Raw genomic sequence first — 20,983 nt, 5'->3', positions numbered from 1 at the left:
GTGGAGGTTTCCTGTTCTGAGTCATGAATATTCAGCGCTCCCGGTCCGTGTGATATGAGTGGTTGCTGCTATCCTGATACAACGAGGTCAAATTTTGTTCGGAGAATAAGGGGAGAATATGGCTAAGATTCTTGCAGTGGATGATTCCGCCTCCATGCGTCAGATGGTCGCGTTTACCCTGAAAGGTGCAGGGTATCAGGTGGATGAGGCATCCAATGGTCAGGAGGCTTTGGGAAAGGCCAAATCCAACAAATACGACCTGGTGATTACTGACGTTAACATGCCGGTCATGGATGGGATTACGTTGATTAAAAATCTGCGTGCCGAAGCCAGTTATAAGTTTACTCCGTTATTGATGCTGACCACCGAATCCGGAGCAGACAAAAAAAGTGAGGGTAAAGCCGCCGGGGCTACCGGCTGGATTGTGAAACCTTTTAATCCGGACCAGTTGGTCTCCACTATCAAAAAAGTTTTGGGCTGAACAAACATTTGCCTGACCATTTGAGGGTCAGGAAAGCACGGAGTAGCTTATGAGTGTTGATGTTACCCGTTTTCACAGTGTCTTCTTTGAAGAGAGTGATGAAGCTGTCACTGAAATTGAATCAGGTCTGCTGAATCTGGACGTTACTGCTGTTGATTCTGAGGCGATCAATACAATATTCCGCGCAGCGCACTCCATCAAAGGAGGTAGTGCGACGTTCGGCTTTCAACAGGTCGCGGCCTACACGCATGTCATGGAAAATCTCCTGGATGACATTCGGGCTGGAAAGCGATCGATCAGCCAGGACATTGTCGATGTATTATTGGGATCCGTCGACGCATTGAGACATCTGTTGACCTTTGCAAAGAAGGGTGAACAGATGGATGTGCAGGTATTGCAAGATTACCTGCACCCCCTGGAACTGATCATGTCAGGAGGAAGCGCCGCTCCTTCACCCGAAGCTCCCGCTGATGCTTCGTCTGCCACACAGACGGATGAGGACGTGCTGATTGGCTGGCGAATCGTATTTACACCGCATAAGGAGATGATGCTTCGCGGTAACGACCCGTTACGCTTGATTCGGGAGCTGGGAGAACATGGTCCGCTAGAAGTAATCTGCGATACGGCGCAGATGCCCGAGTGGGAATTATATGAGCCCCTCAACAGTTATCTGGGCTGGACTTTGAATCTGAAAGCCCCGGTGGAGCGGGCGGTCATTGACGATATATTTGCCTGGGTCGAAGATGAATGCGATCTGGCATTGGTGCCGATACTTGAAACAAGCGCGCCGATACTCGAAACAAACTCAAAGGTAGCCGAAGAGAAAAAAGATTCGCCGTCCCCGTCGCAGGAAGTGTTAGAACCTGCCATCAGCACCCCGGAACCAGTCCAGGACATTTCCCCGAAGAAAGCGCCAACGGCGAAATCAACAGCGACGTCATCGACGGAGAGTCAGTCCATCAGAGTCGACCTGGGCAAAGTGGATGCTTTGATCAACATGGTCGGGGAGCTGGTGATCACACAATCCATGCTGAATCTTCTCAGTGAAGATGAAGCGCTTCAGGGAATGGAGCGTTTGCAGCAGGGCTTGATGCAACTTCATCGACAAACACGGGCGCTGCAAGAAGGTGTCATGCAGATCCGCATGTTGCCTATCTCTTTCTGTTTCAGCCGATTTCCGAGAATGGTAAGAGACTTGAGCCGGCAGTTATCCAAGGACATCGAGCTGGTCATGAGCGGTGAATCCACCGAGGTCGATAAAACCGTTATCGAAAAAATTACAGATCCCTTGGTTCATTTAGTCCGCAACAGCGTCGATCACGGTATCGAGACGGTGGAGGAACGGGTAGGTAACGGGAAGCCGGAGCACGGTACCGTCTGGCTCCGAGCCTATCACCAAGTAGGCAATATCGTGATCGAAGTGGAGGACGATGGAAAAGGACTGGATCCTGCAAAACTACTCGATAAAGCCAAGAAAAAAGGTTTGATATCGGAAGAAACCATTTTCAATGATCAGCAGGCATTCGAGCTGATCTTCCTACCAGGGTTTTCTACCAAGGAGCAGGCCAGTGATCTGTCTGGAAGAGGCGTCGGCATGGATGTGGTCAAACGTAATGTTCAGAGCCTGGGAGGCAGCATTCACGTGGATTCCACCCTGGGCAAAGGCACCCGGTTTGTGATTCGACTCCCCCTGACACTCGCCATCATGGACGGCCAGCTGGTCAATATCGGAGAGGAGATCTATGTCATTCCACTCGTCTCCATTATCGAATCTCTTCAGCCTTATCCGGAAATGGTGCACAAGGTCACCGGTACCGGAGAAGCGATCAAACTCAGAGGGCAGTACCTGCCGGTCTTGCGGCTCACCGAAGCGCTGGATGCCCCGGCGGGTCATGATGTCTCTGCACTGGAAAACGGAATTGTCGTCATTGTCGAACATGACAACCGGCGTTTCGGTTTGTTTGTCGATGATCTCTCCAGCCAGCAGCAGATTGTGATCAAGTCACTCGAAGACAACTATCACTCAGTGCAGGGCGTATCCGGGGCGACCATCCTGGGGGATGGACGGGTGGCATTGATTCTTGATGTCGGGGGCCTGGCAATGCTTCAAAAAGAGACAGAGGAAACCTATGCCCAAGTTGGATGATACAGCCAGTGCCGGACAAACGTCTGGAGACATGGCTGAACAGGATAGTGAGTATCTGACTTTCAGTCTCGAGCGTGAGGAATATGCCGTTCCGATCATGAGAGTAAAGGAAATCCGGGCATGGGAACCGGTCACCCGAGTGCCTCATGCCCAATCCTGGGAATGTGGGTTAGTGAATGTTCGGGGGGCCATCGTTCCAATTATCGACCTGCGCAAAAGGATAGGTTTAAAGACGCATGACTATGACAAGCATACCGTTGTCATCATGTTCAACGTTCGCGAACTTGGACGGGAAAAAATACAGGGAGTGGTGGTAGACGAACTGACGGATGTCGTTCGATTTCCAATCTCTTCAATCCAACCTGCTCCACAGTTAAAGAAACGGAAATCCACCCAGTTTGCCCAAGGGGTGGTGGAATATTCAGGACGCATGATCATCATGCTGGACCTGGTCAAGGCCCTGGGCATAAGGGAAGAAGCGGAATAAGCATCGGTTAATGAAACAGACCGATATATTAGAAACAAGATCGATATATTAGATACAAGACAAAAGTCAGGAGACTGGATATGACAGTCAAACGCTCATTGTTACTGGTAGGGACTCTATTTGTTGTGATTTTTCTGATAATTCTGGTCAGTCTGTACAGTCAGACCAGTGTTGTCCATGAAAATGAAATACGCATGGAACGATCCGTGAAACAGTTGAGGTACACCGGCGACATGGATATGCGCCACGATGGCGTTAGGGGCAGTGTGTACCAATATCTGCTGGCTTTACAGACAAATGATCAGCAGATGCAGGCGGACGCTAAAGATGTCTTTAGTGAGCACAAAGAAAAAATAACGGAGGATTATCGCCTGGTTTCTGAATCGGTGATTTCAGAGAAATTAACCGGACTTGTTCAAAAGACTGAACCTGATCTCAAGATGTTCATGCGGTCTTCAGAAGCTGTAATGAATAGTCGGACCTACGGGGAAGCCCTAAACAGACTTGAAGCTTTTAACCAGAGTTTTGAAGATCTGGAAGTTTCTCTGGCAGTCCTGGGGGATACCGTACTGGAGACCTACAGAGGAATTTCCAGCGACGTGAAGGCCGATGTGAACTCAGAATTGGTCACGGTTGTGACAGTGACGATCATCGGCATACTTCTGGGAGTCGGCATTCTGTTTGCGTTTGGACGGAAGCTGATGAGTACCTTGGGAGCTGAGCCGGCAATGTTGTCGCGTATTGCCGGTGAACTGACCGCGGGGAACTACAACCAGGAGCTTGGCGAAGGACAGGGTGTGTTCGGTTCCATCAGGGAATTGCGGGATCAGCTAAAAGCGCAGGATGAGCGAGATCGGGTTCAAATGATCGAAATGACCCGCCTGAAGCAAGCCATCGAAACCACTGCCTCAGCCATCATGGTGGCTGATGAAGAATTCAATATTGTGTATATGAATCCTGCGGTCACCAGAACATTGAAAGATGCGCAGAGTGAAATTCGCAAGAGAGTCCCTCAATTTGATGCTGACAAGCTGCTGGGTCAGAACATTGATTTCTTCCATAAGAACCCGGCCCATCAGCGGCAGTTACTCCAGAGCCTCACCACCCCTTATGATGCGAGTCTGTCACTTGGTGATACCTTATTTGACCTGACCGCCGGTGCTATCCGTGATCAGAACAACAGTATCCTTGGATACGTAGTGGAATGGAGAAATGTGACTCAGGAGCGCCGTGCTGAGGTTGAAATGACCCGCTTGCAGCAAGCCATAGAAACGACCTCCACAGCACTGATGGTGGCAGATGAGAATTTTAACATTGTGTACATGAACCCCTCGGTTACCAGAGTGCTGAAAGCTGCTGAGAATGAGATTCGCAAGCGTCTTCCCCAGTTCAATGCTGATGAGCTGATGGGACAGAATATCGATTTCTTCCATAAGAATCCTGCTCATCAACGCCAATTGCTGACCCAATTGAAAGCGCCCCATGACGCCAGTCTGGTATTGGGCGGAAGCCATTTTGATCTGACCGCCGGCGCGATCAGGGACAGTAAGGACAACATCCTCGGCTTCGTGGTGGAGTGGCGTGATGTCACCGACCAAGTGAAAGCTGAAAGTGAGGTGGAAAAGCTGGTGCTGGCGGCCCGTCAGGGCGACCTCAAGGAACGCCTGCCCATGGAAGGCAAGGAAGGATTTTTCCTTAAGCTTGCGGAAGGACTGAACGAATTCGTCCAGGTGGTGGATGATGTGTTGGAAGATATTGGTGATGTGGTCAGCAAAATGTCTAAAGGAGATCTTAGCGGACGTATGGACACTGACTATGACGGTCAATACGCCAATATCGCCAACTCAGTTAACGGAAGCGTCGAGCGGCTTAATGGCATTGTCAATCAATTGCTGACTTCCACGGAAAGCGTACGTGCCGCAAATCAGGAAATTTCGACGGGCAACAATCAGCTATCGGAGAGAACCGAAAAACAGAGTTCCAGCCTGGAAGAAACCGCATCCAGTATGGAAGAGCTCGCCAGCAACGTGCGCAACACGGCTGATAATTCCCGCCAGGCGGACCAGCTGTCTAATCTGTCCAGGGATTCTGCCAGCAAAGGAGGGGAGGTTATTAAGCGTACCGTATCTTCCATGGCGGAGATCAATGAATCCAGTCGCAAGATTGCTGAGATTATCAGTGTTATCGACGACATTGCTTTTCAAACCAATCTGCTCGCCTTGAATGCTTCTGTGGAAGCCGCCAGGGCGGGTGAACAGGGACGCGGCTTTGCGGTGGTGGCCACGGAAGTTCGTAATCTGGCCCAGCGCAGTGCGACCTCTGCCAAGGAAATCAAGGAATTGATTGAAGACAGTGTGAAGAAAGTCCAGGCAGGCTCTGATCTGGTGAATGAATCTGGTACCACATTGGACGATATCATTGCCAACGTGAAGAAGGTGTCTGACCTGATTTCCGATATTGCCGCAGCTACAGAAGAGCAGAGCTCCGGCATAGACCAGATTAACAGAGCCATTTCAGAGCTGGATGAAATCACCCAGCAAAACGCTGCTTTGGCGGAAGAGACCGCTTCCTCTGCGGAATCCTCCCTGGACAGCGTCGGCCAGATGGTCCAGGTCATGTCGTTCTTTCAGGCCAGCGGAGATATGAGTATTTCGGTTCCCTCCCGCGCCAATCTGCCCCGGAGTACTGCAGCGACGAGTGCACCAAAACCGAAGGGCAACAGCAAGGATAAAATGACCAGCGCAGCGGCCAAGTCTGCCTCGCCGGAATCTGGCGAAGACGATTGGGAGGTATTCTGATGAGGCCGGATCGGGGAGTCAAAGACGAGCGCTCATCCCAGTTTCTCACATTCTGGATGGGCGAGGATGCCTATGCATTGGACATTCTCAGAGTGCGTGAAATTCGTGGCTGGAGCAAACCCAGGGAAATTCTCAACGTTCCCAAATACATAAAAGGGGTTATCGAGTTTCGGGGCGGCATCGTACCAATTGTGGACCTGCGTATGAAGTTCTCTCTGGGGGGCGTCAACTACAGTAGGGAGACCGTCGTGATTCTTGTATCCATCATGCAGGCCGCCACTGCCCGGTCTAAAGAAGGTGATCAACAAACTGGAAATGATCATCAACAGGAACATGTGGTTGGGATGGTTGTAGACCGGGTTGCGGATGTTCTTGATATCAAGCCCGAGGAAATTAAGGCAAAACCGGAGTTAGGTTCCAAGCTTGATACCCGATATCTGCGAGGACTGGTCAAGACCGAAGAGGGTATGGTGCTGTTAATTGATGTGGATTCACTGCTGGATCCAGAAACGTTTTCCAAAGTGATAGAGGCAACGGATCAATGAGCCGGAGCAAAAACACACCACTGAAACTCCCCGCGAATCTCACAATTGCCAACATTGAAGCTTTGCATGAGCAACTGAAGGCGAAGGAGTTTGAGAAGAAACTCGTTTTGGATGCCAGCAATGTGGAGGTGGTCGACACGGCTGGAGTGCAATTGCTCCTGGCGGCCCAGCGTCGACTGGAAGCCGGTGGAGGTCTGCTGGACTGGAAAGCTGGAAGTGAGGTATTGAAACAGGCCATCAAAGTGGTGGGGCTGGAAGATACCATCGTGATCTGATACAGGGACGATAGATGAGTACGGCAATGCAGGATCGGGACTTTCACTTTACCCGGGAGCACTTCGAGTATTTTCGTCGGCTCAGCCAGGACTACTCTGGGATTGTGGTCGCAGACAATAAGTATGAAATGTTCTATTCCCGTCTGACAAAACGATTACGTCAATTACGCCTCACCAGCTTTGACGACTATGTGGATTATCTAAAAAAGAACAAGGAAACGGAGTTCACCCATTTTATAAATGCGCTAACGACCAACCTGACCTCCTTTTTCCGTGAAAATCACCACTTTCAGTTTCTCAGTAACCAGGTGATTCCTGCATTGATGGAAAGAAACCAGCGCAGGATCTCCATCTGGTCCGCCGGATGCTCTATCGGGGAGGAGACCTACTCCATAGCCATGACATTGGCTGAGGCCGCCCAAGAGTATAATTTTACCTGGGAGATTCTGGCCACGGATATCGATACGGAGGTTCTGGGACAGGCACGTCAGGGGGTATACCAACTGGAACGGGTCAAAAACATACCGATGAATATAAAAAAGAGGTGGTTTCTGAAGGGCAAAGGTAGCAATGAAGGTTATGCCAAGGTCTCGTCGGAGCTTAAGAAGAATATCCGATTTGAGCAGTTAAATCTGATACGTGATTTTGGATTTAAAAAAACTTTCGATGTGATTTTCTGTCGCAACGTCGTGATTTATTTTGACCGGAACACAAAAACGGATCTTGTGCGAAAATTTGCGGGTTGTCTATCCAATGACGGCTATCTGATTCTGGGGCACTCCGAATCGTTGCACGGCATTTCAGAGCAGTTTCGCTCGATAGGCAATACGATATACGCGAGAGTCTGAGGTTTTTGTCGTGTCCTCTAAACAGCATTTACCTCCGACCTGTTTACCCTGGTTCAAGGATGTTAATCGTTTCTGGGATCCTCACCGTAAGCTATATGTAGCCAAAATCATGCCCGGCGAGTACTACGTGACCCTGGAAAATGAAATGATCGGCACGGTACTTGGCTCATGTGTCGCTGCTTGTGTTCGTGATCCCAAAACCGGGATTGGAGGGATGAATCATTTTATGCTGCCACAGAATTCCCAGGGCAATGTCAATGTTATCAGTGATGCCTATCGCTATGGCAACTTTGCCATGGAACACCTGATCAACGATGTCATGAAGTTGTGCGGCAACCGGGACAGGCTGGAATTTAAGGTGTTTGGGGGAGGTAATGTCATTCGGGGAATGGGAAGTGTGGGCGACAAGAACATTCAGTTTGTCCGTAACTACCTGGAGGTTGAGGGTTTCAGAATATCCGCTGAAGACTTGGGGGGAGACCATCCACGCAAAATTTTGTATGACCCAAAAACGGGAAAGGTGCTGCTCAAGCGTATTGAGTCTCTGCACAATGACACGCTGCTTAAACGTGAGACACAGTATATGGATACGTTGAAAGAACATCCTGTCGAGGTGGGAGATGTGGATCTGTTTTAGGCCGGCGTTGGGAACAATACAAGAAAGGACATAAGCCACGATGCCCGATTTCAGAGATAAAACACCTGATCACCGATATAAAGTACTGGTGGTGGATGATTCCGCCCTGATGCGCAGAATATTGACAGAGATTATTAACCAGGCACCGGACCTGGAAGTCGTGGACACGGCGGTGGATCCGTATCAGGCAAGGGAAAAGATCAAGCAGTGTAATCCGGATGTGCTGACTCTGGATGTGGAAATGCCAAGAATGGACGGTATTACATTCCTGCGCAATCTTATGCGCCTGCGCCCTATGCCTGTGGTGATGATTTCCAGCCTTACTGATCAGGGGGCGCAGGTGACGCTTGATGCCCTTGAAACCGGTGCGATTGATTTTATTACCAAGCCAAGACTGGATCTCAAGGAAGGCATTGAGGAAAAAGCCGCCGTCATTATTGAGAAGATTCGCATGGCTGCGACGGTCTCCAAAGACAAGCTGTTAAGAAAACAACAGCAGTTGCAGAAGTTGCAGCAGCGTGAAAAACGGCAGGATACCTTTGCACAGCCGACCTTTGCCACCACAGACAAACTGATAGCAATAGGAGCGTCAACAGGCGGGCTGGATGCCATTCGTGATGTGCTGATTGGCTTGCCGACTTCCGTGCCGGGTGTGGTGGTTGCCCAGCATATCCCCGGAGCGTTCTCCCGTAGCTTTGCCGAGCGTCTGGACAGAATGTTACCGCTAAAGGTTGAAGAAGCCTATGAAGGCGCTCCAATTACCACCGGGCGTGTGTATATCGCGCGAGGTGACCGGCATCTGGAGGTGGTCCGATCCGGAGCCAAATATGTCTGCCAGTTAAATGACGGCCCCCTCGTCAATCGCCACAAACCAAGTGTCGGCGTTTTGTTTGATTCTGTTGCAAAAGCTGCTGGAAAAAATGCTTTGGGAGTTATGTTAACCGGCATGGGGAAAGACGGTGCGGAAGCCATGTTGAGGCTAAAGGAAACGGGTGCTTCGACCATTGCCCAGGACGAAGCATCCTGCGTTGTGTGGGGGATGCCGGGAGCTGCTGTCAAACTGGGGGCGGTGGGGCAGGTGTTACCGTTGAACGGCATCTCTGACGAGATTATTCGCTGGGCAAGGTAAATCGAATTCAGCCCTTTGCATCCATGCAGGTCGGGCTTTTCGAAGCTGGCGCTCTAGTGCCTTTCACACTGGCTTGATCGCCACTGCCGGGGGGCTATATTTTATATCGCAAGCATAGCTGTTGCTGCTCATCTGCCATATTGGCCTGTCGGGAACTGGTCTTGGTAATACGATGCACAATGGTCATGTTAGTATCCGCAGCCTGATGAATCAGATTCATATTCAGAGATATTTCTTCTGCCGCCAGCTGCTGCTGTTGAGTGGCTTCGCTGATCTGGCGTGACATCGTGGCTATTTCTTCAACCCGCTCACGAATTTGCTGCATGGTACCGTCTGCGGAATCCACCTGAGTGACGTTCGTCATCATGCGGTCTTTACTTTCCCTGACTGATTCCACCGCCTCAAAAATTCCCTTTTGTAATGCGTCAATTCGCTGCTGGATCTCAGCAGTGGACTCACCGGTACGGCGTGCCAGGTTGCGCACTTCGTCGGCCACCACTGCAAAACCACGTCCTTGTTCTCCTGCCCTTGCAGCTTCGATCGCCGCATTCAGTGCCAGCAGATTGGTCTGCTCAGCAATGCCACTGATTACATCAAGAATTTGCCCGATCTGTTCGCTCTGGGTCTCGACATTGGCGATCCTTTCCACGGACCCCTGCAGTTGATCTGACAGCTCATTAGTGTTTCTGATGGCGTCAGTCATGATATTGCTACCTTCAACTACGGCACCTTCCACCTGGTTAACCAGCGCGGAAGTATCCATGGCATGGCGTGCCACTTCAGCAAAGGATGATTCCATTTCCGTCATTGCAGTAGCCAGTTGACTGATACTTTCGCGTTGTTGCTCAAGACCACGGTTGGCCTCACTGCAATCATCGGAATTGGCGTGAGCGATAGCATCCTGCTGCTGCGCGGATTCTCTCAGCTGGCGCAGAGACTCCTGCATATTTCCCGCAACCTGATTGACATCTTCACTGATCTGCCCGAATTCATCCTGGTGAGTGTAATGACAGCGGACCTGCATATCCCCTGTGGCAAGCTGTCTGAGAGAGACAGAGACGGCTTTCAATCCTCTGCGCATAGTTCGGCTGAGCCATAGGCTCATGAGCAGGGCGATCAGAGTGGAAATAACGGCCATCAACAGAATATTGTTAAAGCTGCCGGTCGAGATGTCCTGCGCCTGAGAGGAAAGGTGTTGTGTTAGGCTTTCCGCTTGTTCAATCAGAGGGGCCACCAGACGCCCGGCTTCCTCCTGTTTGGCAATCAGTGCTTCCCTGTCCGCGAGGTTACTTTCCCGGGATTGCAGCCAAGAGAGATAGCGCGCCAGCGTACCTTCACCAGTGAGGGATATATTGTTGACAACGCTTTCAAATTCTGGCCGGTAGGTGTGTTCATAATCGGTCCGATTGTCTTCGTGTGGTTTGAGATCCGCAATCACGAACTCCAGTTTTTTGCGCACCTCTGGCAGCATGCCCTCAACCTTTTCTCTTGCCTGTAGCAGCTTAGCTGAAGAGCCTGTACCAATGGCATCAAAGAGTACGGCCTCCATTTGCTCGAAAGGAATAATGAAGTCTTTGACCGAATAGGCGACGAAGTCATCTTTGGTGGCAAACTGGGTCCTTAACAGATCCTGTTTATAGCGGGAAAACTGAAGCTGCAGATCCCTGATGGCGACAGCCATTTTATCTGCCTGCTCGATCACCTCACGATGTCCTGCCATGGTCTGCCGACTGAGCTTGGCCAGTTCATCCAATAGCCCCCGCAAAGCGTCCACGGAGTCACCTGCGTCCGTCGTTTTCAGATTTTCCAGTTGTCCGGACGCCTGTTTATGGGCTTCGGCAAACCGGGTTTCATAAGCGTCAACCCGATCTCCACGATCTTCAGATAGCGCCCCGGATACGGAAAGGGTCATGGTTTGAAGGGAACTGAAGAAACTCTGGCTGGTTTTGAGTCTGGGTAGGGCCTGCTGTGATATCTGCAAGGTACTTTTCTGAAGCAGGCTAATGGAATTCAGGCTGGTCCAGGTAACAGATACCAGCAGGAGAATCATGGCTGTACTCAGGGTATAGACACGGGTTAGAAACCCCATGCCGGGAAGTCTCACAAATTGAGCGAATGACATAGCACTCTCCGGATAACGTGTCGTTAAGCCAGAGATCTCGACCAGGTTCTCTGGTGCTATTAATGAGATGGCTGCCGGTTATGATTTTTATGTGAAGGGGCATTGTCGCCCTGGCGCCATCACTTTTTATTTTGGGTTGATACTGTTGTTCGGGTAAATACTTTCGTCCAGGTTAACACTTTTGTTGAGGATAATATTTAGACTAATAATTGTACTCAAGAATGATGATTCCGCCTTAGTAATCGAGTAAGGATTTGTTGCGATTATTTATTGGTCTCCGACCCAGGGTTATCCCCCTGTTGCCATCATATTCTTAAGCTGTTGACGGGCCCGGTTGATAATCGTCTGTGAATTTTCATCCAACAGTTTTACTTCGGTTGCCGTGCTTTCCATTTCAAGGTCGGTATCCTGAAGCTCTCGGTGTTGTTTTTTGCGGGTCAGGAATAACTGGGTCAATCGGCTTTTGACAAGCTGGGCATGAGACTCGTCCGTTTCCGGCATCAAAACGCAAAACTCATTATTTCCGGTACGTCCCACGGTATCTTCCTTCCTGAACAAGTCATGGCATAGGGCGCCAGTGAGCTCGACCTGTGCGGGTTCCAATCGCTCAATGAGTTTATGATTCTTGCTCAACTGGAACATCAGTATGGTAAAGACCGAGTGATGTCGAAATGCCCGACGCCATTCCTTATCGACAGCCTCTACGAAAGCTGCGGTGGTAAGTAGGCGGGTTTCAGAATCAAGATTGGGCAGTTCCAGCAGGAGATCCTCTACTTTCTTGTAGGCTGTTATATCGCGCTGGATAGACGCAAAATGGGTAACGCTGCCGGAAGCGCCTTTCAGTGGCATGATACTGAGCTCAACCCAGTAGGTGCTGCCATCTTTGCGATAGTTGAGGATTCGACAACGCAGGGGCTGCTTCTTCTCCAAATGCTGACGAATAAGGATTTTGGTGGTCAGGGAAGTTCTGTCACCCTGCAGAATACGGGGGCTCTGGCCGATAAGTTCTTGAGGGGAATAACCTGAAATTCTGGTCATGGCGCTATTGGCGTAGACAATTTTGGGGCCCGGTGAATCGATGTCATCCGCCCGAGTGACAATGACCCCGTCCGAGGCAGAGTCCACTATTTCCTGAAACCCAAACTCCTGCATGAATCCAAGATCTTGCTCTGTCGATGGCATACTCTACCTGCTTAGGATGATTATTATAGGTATCTCGCATGGTGGATATTCATTAGTCTAGTCTATATGGCCAGTGACGATAAATTTGAGGCAATGGAAATTAAAGAATGATGACGGGGATTCCGCTGAGACTCGAAACCGATCGCTTAATTCTGAGGCAGTTTCAGGAGCAGGACTTTGAGTCGTATCGAAAAATTGTGTCTGATCCTGAAGTCATGCGTTATGTGGGCGCCGGGAAACCCCTCTCGGCAGCATCCGCCTGGCAGAATCTCGCCCTGGTGATCGGGCACTGGCAGCTACGTGGGTATGGTTTGTGGGCCTTGGAGTTGCGTAACCACCCCGGATTGATCATCGGCCGGGCCGGATTGTATTTCCCGGAAGGTTGGCCGGGGCTTGAAATTGGATGGCTGTTACAAAGAAGTGCCTGGGGAAATGGATACGCAACGGAAGCTGCCCGTGCAGTGAAAGCTCTGGCTGGGAGATGGATGCCGGAGCTGGGGCTGATCAGCCTGATTCATCCCAAGAATCATCGCTCTGTGCGCGTAGCTGAAAGGTTGGGAGGCAAGCTGGATGACCAGATTGATCTGATGCAGCAGAGCGTGAATGTTTTTCGGTACAGTTAGTCTACTTGCTATGGCATTGTGTTTCGGTCGTGCTGGTTCATTGACCTGGATCGACACGACTGACAGGATTCTGAATCAAACAGGTTTCAGGGACATGATCTGATTACGTCCATTTTCCTTGGCACTGTAGAGTGCCTGGTCGGCGCGGGTAAAGACTTCGTCAAAATATTCTTTACGTTCATGGGTGATTGACGACGTGCCGATACTGACAGTGACATCGATACTGTTGGGATGCAGATCCTCAATCAATTCCCGCAATTCCTCTGCGCGGTAGTTGGCCTGTTCCAGATTACACCGGGTCAGCAGAATGACAAACTCTTCTCCACCGAAGCGTGCAACGAAATCGCCGTCCCGAAAGAAGTCCTGCAGTGCTTCTCCAATGCATTTCAACACAAGATCGCCGATGTTATGCCCGTAGGTGTCGTTAATACGCTTGAAGTGATCAATATCCATAACCAGCACGGACAAATCGGATTGGTAGCGGTAAGCCTCTGAGAATTTCCGCTTGGCGACCTCTACCAGGAAGTGCCGGTTATACAGACCGGTCAGATGGTCTTTGGTTGCCAGGTCCAACAATCTCTGGCGTTCCTGGGTCAATTGTTCAATCAACCGTTTGGAAGCCACCAGATTGCTGATGCGGGCGTAGAGTTCGTCATCCAGTACCGGCTTGGTGATGTAGTCATTGGCTCCGGCACGGAGCGCCCGTATTTTGCGGTTTACATTATCCACGCCGGTGACGGCCAGTATGGGTAATTGCTGGTAGGGGGATTGTGGAGAGCTGCGGATTTTCTTAATGAAGTCGATGCCGGTTTCATTATGCTCCAGAACAATATCTGTCATGATCAGATCGTATGACTGGCGTTCCAGTAATTCCAGGGCATCGGCAATGGAAAATGCATGGTCCATGTCCAGACCCAGCCGGTTAAGCTTGGTATCCATGGCTTTGGCGATGGTCAGGCTGTCTTCGAGATACAAAGCCCTGCCGCTGACGTTGTATCGGAAAGGACCTAACGGGATCAGGCTATGCAGTCGTTCTTCCAGGCGGGTCAGGGCGTCTTTGGGGATGATGTCCGTAGCCCCGGCGCTTAATGCCCGGGACAGCATGTCAGAGTTGCTCTCCGAGGTGACGATCAATATGGGAGTGTCGGCGTTGCGCTGCCCGCCTCGAACGGTTTCCGTAAAATCTATGCCGGTCATATCAGGAAGGTGCATGGAGACACAAATCACGTCGTACGACTGCTTCTCCACATTATCGATCGCGGACTTCCCTGACTCGTGAATGTATACCTCGAAATCATAGGCAACGAGCATGTTAGAAAGCACTTTGTGGTAGAGACGACTGGATTCGACTACTAGCGCGTGCATGAGACTTCCCGATAGCGATTTAAGTTTTTATTGCCATCAACACTGACAGTATTCTGATGGAGCTAGTTGCTGGTACCTGGTCCGCGCGTATATTCTACAACTTTAGCCTAATATGCCAGGAATTCCGAGCCCGGTTGTTCTAGTGACTGTAGGTGGTTGGAGGATAAATTTGATGAACAAAGGTCAGATAAAACCGGCTAAAACGGTTAAGGCCGGTTGTGGTATTCGTTTCGATCCCGATCAATTGAGTGAAGAGACATCCTTTGACTTTTCTAAAGCCAAAGAGTTATTGTCAGAGTCGCTAGAAACCAAAAAAAACCCGGCAAAAAGCCGGGTAAAGCGCTGAGTAGATACTCAGGGTCGAGACGATAGTGGGGAGATGGCTGTCCATCTCCCCACTGTTTTTCAGGTCAAAAATCTACTGAAGGTTCCCGGAATAGGCGGGGGCAGGCGCTGCTGTCGGCTTTGAACAGGTGACAGTGCTGGGCTTGAATGCCCAGAGCAATGCTTTCGCTTTCCCTGACCGGATTTGAACCATGGGTTCTAACGGTGAGGGTTGATTCAAACCCTTCCACTTCTGTATGTAGCAGCGTCTGGTATCCTAATCGTTCCACCACACTGACGACGCCGTTCAGTACCACATCCGCTTCTTCATGCTCAACGAAATGTTCGGGCCGTACACCCAGGGTGGCAGTATCCCCCTGCTGCAGTCCTTCTCCGTTAACGGGGATGGTGAGGTCAACTGCTCCGGGCAATGATACAGTGACGTTCTGGCTGCTGGCCGAGCGAACCTGGACGGAAACAAAATTCATCTTGGGAGAGCCAATGAATCCTGCAACGAATTTGTTCGCCGGGTAGTGGTATAGCTCCAGTGGACGTCCTACCTGGGCGACCACCCCATGATCCAGCGCGACGATTTTGTCCGCCATGGTCATGGCTTCAACCTGATCATGGGTAACATAAATCATGGTGCTCTGCAGGCGCTTATGGAGTTTGGAAATTTCGATTCGCATCTGCACACGCAAGGCTGCGTCAAGATTTGATAACGGCTCGTCGAACAGAAATACCTTTGGCTCACGCACCATGGTGCGCCCGATAGCCACACGCTGGCGCTGTCCACCGGACAAATCTTTGGGTTTTCGTTCCAGCAGTTTTTCCAACTGCAGGATTCTGGCAGCCTGCTGAACCCTGTTATCAACTTCGGATTTAGGGGTTTTCGCCAGTTTCAGGCCAAAGGCCATGTTTTCAGCCACATCCATATGGGGATAAAGAGCATATGACTGAAACACCATGCCGACTTCCCGTTCCATAGGAGGCTTGTCGTTAACGCGCTCTTCTCCGATATAGAGGTCTCCGGAAGTGATTTCCTCAAGGCCTGCGATCATCCTTAAGAGAGTGGATTTACCACAGCCAGACGGTCCGACAAAGACAACGAATTCGCCGTCCTCAATATCCAGATTGATATTCTTGGAAATTTCAATGCTGTCATAACTCTTACAGACATTGCGTAACGTTACACTAGCCATATCGACATAACCTTTTCTGTTTAACTGGTAGGACCCAGCCGCCCGGCTCTACAGCCAGGCCAAACCTATTCCGTACGGGGGCAATTCCACTTTGCTGCCGCTCCAATCCGCATTGACAATGGACAGTTCTTCGCCGGCCGCTTCGCTGATGGCCGGTACTTTCATGGAGACTGTTTTGTCTGAAATGTTCAGGGCAATAAGCATGCGTTTGTTGCCGTAACTGCGTTCAAATAGCAGGGTGCTTTTATTGGATTTGTGGAACTCAATTTCACCCTTGAGCAACACTTCCTGCTGACGACGCCAGGCCAAAAAGCTGCGATAAGCGTTCAGCATGGATTCGGGATCTTGCTCCTGTGCACTGACGGCAGCAGCAAGATGTCCTTTAAAAACAGGCAGCCACGGTGTGCTTTCGCTGAATCCCGCGTTATTGTCTTCCATGTTCCAGGGCATAGGGGTACGGCATCCGTCCCTGCCTTTGTATTCTGGCCAGAAAGCGATGCCATAAGGGTCAACCAGATCCTCATAAGCGAGTTCCGCTTCTTCCAGGCCCAGTTCTTCTCCCTGATATATGCACACGCTTCCGCGCAGGGTCAGTAACATGACCATGTACACCAGATTTCTTTCCCGGGAATAGCTGCCATCGCTCCAACGAGTGGCCACGCGACTGACGTCGTGATTTCCAATAGCCCAGCAAGGCCAGCCGTCATTCAGTTTGGTTTCAATCGTCTCGATGGTGGTACGCAGGAAATTCGCGTTGCATTGCTCTGTCAGAAAATCGAAAGAGTAAGCCATGTGCAGCTTGTCACCGTTAGCGGTATAAGCGGCCATGGTGTCCAGAGAATTGTCATCGCCAATTTCTCCCACGGTGGTTGTTCCCGGATATTTATCCAACAACGCCCTGATCTTTTGGAGAAATGCCAGATTTTCAGGCTGGGTCTTATCATGCCGGTGGCTTTGGTAGGCGTAGGGATTCTCCTTGCGTACCCCGATGGAACCTTCTGCGATTTCCTCATTGGGAGGATTGTTTCGCAGTTTCTTATCGTGATAGCAGAAGTTAATGGCATCGAGGCGGAAACCATCAACACCGCGCTTCAGCCAGAACTCCACATCGCTCAGAGTCTGATTCACGACCTCAGGATGATGGAAATTAAGGTCCGGCTGACTGGTCAGGAAATTATGCAGATAGTATTGCCGGCGTCGGCTGTCCCATGCCCAGGCTGAACCGCCGAATACCGACAGCCAATTATTGGGAGGCGTACCATCGGGTTTGGGCTCTGCCCAGACATACCAGTCCGCTTTTGGATTGTTGCGACTGCTGCGGCTTTCCACAAACCAGGCGTGTTGATCAGATGTATGGCTCAAAACCTGATCAATAATGATTTTGATGCCCCGTTTGTGTGCTTCGGCAATCAATTGATCGAAGTCTTCCAGAGTGCCGAAAATGGGATCAACGTTACGATAGTCGGAAACATCGTATCCGAAATCTTTCATGGGCGAGGTAAAAAAGGGCGACAACCATACTGCATCCACGTTCAAACTGGCTATATAGTCCATTTTGGCCGTCACTCCGGGCAGGTCTCCGATGCCGTCGCCATTTGAGTCAAAAAAGCTACGGGGGTAAACCTGGTATATGACAGCACCACGCCACCAATCACGATCAACTTGCATGTTGCCTCACTCAATATTCAGGGAAGTGGTCACTTAAGTTCAGCAAGATACAGGCCTTAATAAGGTGTCACGTATTCGACCATGGTCGCCGTGTCTCTTTCTGCACCAAGTCACCTGATTGCACCTATAAGTCCTGATGTCACCATTCAGTTCCGGTTTTATCTCTCAGTCCTGATATCTTCTTTCAGTATTGTAGGCTGCAATCACTACATTAGTTTTTCTTGGTTACAAATGGTGCCTGTGAGTACAGACGGCAGCATCCTCCCTGACTATTTTTTCCTGGCGTAGTAGTAGGGATGAGGAAGGGAGGAGGGGTGGGGCGGAGCTATCACAGCCCTGTGATGAGAGGCGTAGGGGCGGACCTTTGCGTCCGCCCCCTGGAATCAATCCGTGCTACTCTCCCTGAATCTTACTGAGCAGATTCCTGGCCAGTTCAATCGCTTCAGAACGGTGAGTGATATTCTGTTTCTGGTAAAGACTGCGGATATGCGTTTTCACCGTGGTTGGAGCGACTTTCATATGTTCTGCAATCTGATCATTGGAAAGACCGGCATGAATCAAGCTCAGCACCTGCCATTCGCGTCGGGTCAGTGGAGATGTGCGGATCAACTCGGGAACGTCCGGGCGATCGATAATGTCCTGGATGATGGCTTCATCGAGAGTGATGCGTATGGCCCGGCTGAAATCACGTTGTTGCTGCGACAGCTGAATAAGGCGTTCTGCCCGCTGTAACTCCATCTCTTCCAACTGATTGTCATTAATCAGCGCTTTGAGGATGTTGATTAATACCTTGCCGATGCGAAGGAAGCTGCCTACCGCTCCAGTGGTACTGGCAAGTTTAAGCGCGTCGGACATGTGTTGCATGGCCTGTTCACGGTTCTCATTTTGCCAGTGCAATTGAGCTATATGGATCAGGTTTCGGTTGGAATCCGTTTTCAGGCTATATTGCTCGGCGACGTTCTGGATTGCACTGAGTATCGGCAGTGCTTTCTCATAATTCCCCAGACTGATATAGGCTCTTGCCCAATTGCGCGCATTACACTGGGTAAAATGGTTGGTAGTGGCTTCCAGGTCACACTCGGGTGCGACAGTCAGCCAGCGCTGGATCGAATCCTGGTCTCGGACGGCATCCCAATAGGTCAGCATGGTGGCATGGGCGTTGGCGGTCCAATCGATGTGATAGTCACCGGATGCCAGCATCTTGTGAACTTTTTGCACGTAATCGGCGCACAGAGATTGTCTGCCGCGGGTCTGGGCGACCTTGGCCAGCAGAATGTAGTTCTGAATAAACCAGCGCTCGCCCTGGTCTTCCAGTATTTCTATGCCTTTCAAAGCACATTTTTCAGCACTTTCAAGATGGTGCCACTCCCACATGATCTGCCCACGAATCCGATGCAGGAATTCCAGGATTGGAAGATGGTGAAGGTGATGCTCTTCTGCATACTGCAGAGCTTTTTCCTGGATGTTATAGGCCTTCTGAAGATATCCCTGGGCGACACTGATTTCAGATTGTTGGCACAGTGCCCAGATCACGTTCGGGTGAGCATGTTCCGCCAATGCCAGCTGCTCGGTTTCCTGCATCCGGGACAGGGCTTCCTTTAAATGGCCTTGGACGAACAGGGATTCTGCATACACAGAGGAAGCGGCAATTCTGGAAGTTGGTAGGTAAACCGGTTCATGGGACATGGAAGATTTGGCATATTCCATTGCCTGGCTGGGATTATCCAGGTTCATGGCCACCTGGGCTCTTACAGCATTAAATTCACCGACGATAGCGTTCCATTCTTCATCGCTACAGTGCCCCTGCAGACGGGTCTCCGCTGCTTTCAGCCAGCTTTCCACTTCTTTGAACTGATATTGCCCCTGGGCAACCCATGCCCGTAACAGTGTTAACACTGGTTTGTCGGCAATGACCGAGCGGTCCAGGCCGTCGAAACAGCGCTGCAGGAGGCTGAACTGACCCTCTTTGAAGAATTCACGGCCCTGCCTCAGAAGAATATTGGTAATACGTTCCTGATCCTGGGATAACACTGCGTGGTGGGCGGCCTCTTCATACATCTGCTGTTCCTGCCAGGCATCACAGGCTCTTTGGTGCAAGCACCGGGTTTCCTGGGGCAGGATGCAGCTTTGCATATGACGCAGGTAGGCTGAAAACAGAGGATGGAACCGGAACCACAGACCGCTTTGATCCAGCGGAACTATAAACAGGCCGATATTCAACAGGTTCACCAGCAATGCCTGGCCTTCTGATTCCTCCGCTATTCGCATCACCATAAATGCATTGAAGCGGTCCAGGACACTGGTGCGAAGCAGGAACTTGCGTTGTTCCTCGCTGACTGTGTGCCGGAGCAGTTCATCGAAATAGTCAAAGATGTACTGGTTGCCTTTATGCAGTTGATCCACATGACTGCCGAACTCCGCACTGGTGTTGGCGGTTGCTGCCAACAGTTGCAGAGCGGATACCCAGCCTTCAACCCGTCGGTTGGCGCGTTCGATACTTTCCCGGGACACTTCAAAGCGAAGTCTGTTTTCCAGGTAGTGCTGTGCCTCATCCGCAGAAAAAGAAAGATCCCGGCTGTTAATCTCCAGCATCCTTCCTTGCATTCGAAGTTGGGCAATACCTATGGGAGGCGTTGTACGGGTCAACAGGACCAGCGTCATGTAGGGCGGATGATGTCTTAACAGGAAAGTGATGCCTTCATGAATCTCCGGGTTGGCCATCAGATGATAATCATCCAGGACCAGGTAGAGAGGGTCTCCCTCCAGGGGAAGTTCTGACAACAGGTCCGTCAGGAAGGTCTGCAAACTGGGGTAGCTTTGCCTGGAAAGCGTCTTAATGGTTTCTGAACAGGCTCCAGCCGTGGCTTCGTTCAGCGTGTGCGCCAGATAAAAGGCAAACTGTTCACTTAAATTGTCCTGCTCATCCAGACGAAACCAGGCACATCGAGTGTCCAGCGCAGACAAGCGGTCGGCTACAGTGGTTGTTTTACCATAGCCTGCCGGGGCCTGAACCAAAATCAGACTGGCCGGTTCAGATTCCTGAATGAGGTCATCAAATTTGTCTCTCTGCAGCAGATGGGAGGGTGGTGCAGGAGGTAAAATCTTTGCTCTTATCAAGGTAAGTGACTCGGGTTTTATTCTAGTTGTCATT

The 20,983-nt window shown here is 50.6% G+C and carries 17 protein-coding genes; 11 read left to right on the top strand and 6 right to left on the bottom strand.

Translation table 11 applies throughout. The features are described 5' to 3' along the window. Nucleotides 1-118: 118 nt before the first annotated feature. From BTA51_RS02585 to BTA51_RS02545, 9 genes are all read left to right on the top strand, one after another. The gene (locus tag BTA51_RS02585; protein ID WP_094705821.1) at nucleotides 119-481 is read left to right on the top strand and encodes a response regulator; all 363 of its coding nucleotides are present in this window, start codon (nucleotides 119-121) and stop codon (nucleotides 479-481) included. Nucleotides 482-530: 49 nt separating this feature from the next. Then, complete coding sequence (locus BTA51_RS02580) at nucleotides 531-2,627, top strand: chemotaxis protein CheA (RefSeq protein ID WP_094705820.1); 2,097 nt, start codon at nucleotides 531-533, stop codon at nucleotides 2,625-2,627. After that, the gene (locus tag BTA51_RS02575) at nucleotides 2,611-3,114 is read left to right on the top strand and encodes a chemotaxis protein CheW (protein ID WP_094705819.1); all 504 of its coding nucleotides are present in this window, start codon (nucleotides 2,611-2,613) and stop codon (nucleotides 3,112-3,114) included. Before BTA51_RS02580 ends, BTA51_RS02575 begins: the two co-directional genes overlap by 17 nt. A gap of 80 nt (nucleotides 3,115-3,194) precedes the next feature. After that, nucleotides 3,195-5,912, top strand: coding sequence for a methyl-accepting chemotaxis protein (locus tag BTA51_RS02570; protein ID WP_094705818.1), 2,718 nt, complete (start codon nucleotides 3,195-3,197; stop codon nucleotides 5,910-5,912). Beyond that, nucleotides 5,912-6,457, top strand: a complete 546-nt coding sequence (locus BTA51_RS02565) for a chemotaxis protein CheW (protein ID WP_094705817.1) — start codon at nucleotides 5,912-5,914, stop codon at nucleotides 6,455-6,457. Before BTA51_RS02570 ends, BTA51_RS02565 begins: the two co-directional genes overlap by 1 nt. Beyond that, on the top strand, nucleotides 6,454-6,732 hold the full coding sequence (locus BTA51_RS02560) for a lipid asymmetry maintenance protein MlaB (RefSeq protein WP_094705816.1): 279 nt from the start codon (nucleotides 6,454-6,456) through the stop codon (nucleotides 6,730-6,732). The genes BTA51_RS02565 and BTA51_RS02560 overlap by 4 nt, the downstream gene beginning before the upstream one ends. Before the next feature lie 14 nt (nucleotides 6,733-6,746). Beyond that, nucleotides 6,747-7,580 (top strand): protein-glutamate O-methyltransferase CheR, encoded by an 834-nt coding sequence (locus tag BTA51_RS02555; protein WP_094705815.1) that lies wholly within the window; start codon nucleotides 6,747-6,749, stop codon nucleotides 7,578-7,580. A gap of 10 nt (nucleotides 7,581-7,590) precedes the next feature. Beyond that, nucleotides 7,591-8,217 carry a chemoreceptor glutamine deamidase CheD gene (cheD, locus tag BTA51_RS02550; RefSeq protein WP_094705814.1) on the top strand — a complete coding sequence of 209 codons (627 nt, stop codon included), beginning with the start codon at nucleotides 7,591-7,593 and terminating at the stop codon, nucleotides 8,215-8,217. Between the two features lie 40 nt (nucleotides 8,218-8,257). Then, nucleotides 8,258-9,346 carry a chemotaxis response regulator protein-glutamate methylesterase gene (locus tag BTA51_RS02545; RefSeq protein WP_094705813.1) on the top strand — a complete coding sequence of 363 codons (1,089 nt, stop codon included), beginning with the start codon at nucleotides 8,258-8,260 and terminating at the stop codon, nucleotides 9,344-9,346. Between the two features lie 94 nt (nucleotides 9,347-9,440). Here BTA51_RS02545 and BTA51_RS02540 read toward each other — a convergent pair whose 3' ends face one another. Then, nucleotides 9,441-11,468 (bottom strand): methyl-accepting chemotaxis protein, encoded by a 2,028-nt coding sequence (locus tag BTA51_RS02540; RefSeq protein WP_094705812.1) that lies wholly within the window; start codon nucleotides 11,466-11,468, stop codon nucleotides 9,441-9,443. Nucleotides 11,469-11,756: 288 nt separating this feature from the next. Then, nucleotides 11,757-12,650 (bottom strand): GGDEF domain-containing protein, encoded by an 894-nt coding sequence (locus BTA51_RS02535; protein ID WP_094705811.1) that lies wholly within the window; start codon nucleotides 12,648-12,650, stop codon nucleotides 11,757-11,759. A gap of 107 nt (nucleotides 12,651-12,757) precedes the next feature. On the opposite strand from BTA51_RS02535, the gene BTA51_RS02530 reads away from it, so the two are divergent. After that, entirely contained in the window at nucleotides 12,758-13,273 is a 516-nt protein-coding gene (locus BTA51_RS02530) for a GNAT family N-acetyltransferase (protein ID WP_094705810.1), read from the top strand. A 75-nt stretch (nucleotides 13,274-13,348) separates the two neighbouring features. Here the strand turns inward: BTA51_RS02530 and BTA51_RS02525 are convergent, their stop codons facing one another. Then, a complete protein-coding gene (locus BTA51_RS02525) occupies nucleotides 13,349-14,638 on the bottom strand; it encodes a diguanylate cyclase (RefSeq protein WP_094705809.1) in 1,290 nt (429 codons plus the stop codon). A gap of 172 nt (nucleotides 14,639-14,810) precedes the next feature. Here BTA51_RS02525 and BTA51_RS30100 point away from each other — a divergent pair, with 172 nt between their 5' ends. Beyond that, on the top strand, nucleotides 14,811-14,984 hold the full coding sequence (locus BTA51_RS30100) for a hypothetical protein (RefSeq protein ID WP_168188025.1): 174 nt from the start codon (nucleotides 14,811-14,813) through the stop codon (nucleotides 14,982-14,984). 64 nt (nucleotides 14,985-15,048) lie between these two features. On the opposite strand, the gene malK is transcribed toward BTA51_RS30100, so the two are convergent. From malK to malT, 3 genes are all read right to left on the bottom strand, one after another. Next, entirely contained in the window at nucleotides 15,049-16,164 is a 1,116-nt protein-coding gene (gene malK / locus BTA51_RS02520) for a maltose/maltodextrin ABC transporter ATP-binding protein MalK (RefSeq protein ID WP_094705808.1), read from the bottom strand. Between the two features lie 48 nt (nucleotides 16,165-16,212). Further along, nucleotides 16,213-17,832, bottom strand: coding sequence for an alpha-glucosidase family protein (locus BTA51_RS02515; RefSeq protein WP_094705807.1), 1,620 nt, complete (start codon nucleotides 17,830-17,832; stop codon nucleotides 16,213-16,215). A gap of 393 nt (nucleotides 17,833-18,225) precedes the next feature. Continuing rightward, nucleotides 18,226-20,982: an HTH-type transcriptional regulator MalT gene (malT, locus tag BTA51_RS02510; RefSeq protein ID WP_094705806.1), complete on the bottom strand. Its 2,757-nt coding sequence runs from the start codon at nucleotides 20,980-20,982 to the stop codon at nucleotides 18,226-18,228. Between the last annotated feature and the right edge of the window lies 1 nt (nucleotide 20,983).

Source organism: Hahella sp. CCB-MM4 (assembly GCF_002260525.1).
Lineage (GTDB): Bacteria > Pseudomonadota > Gammaproteobacteria > Pseudomonadales > Oleiphilaceae > Hahella.
Note: the sequence above shows the minus strand (reverse complement) of the source record. Positions and strands in the feature narration are given on the sequence as shown.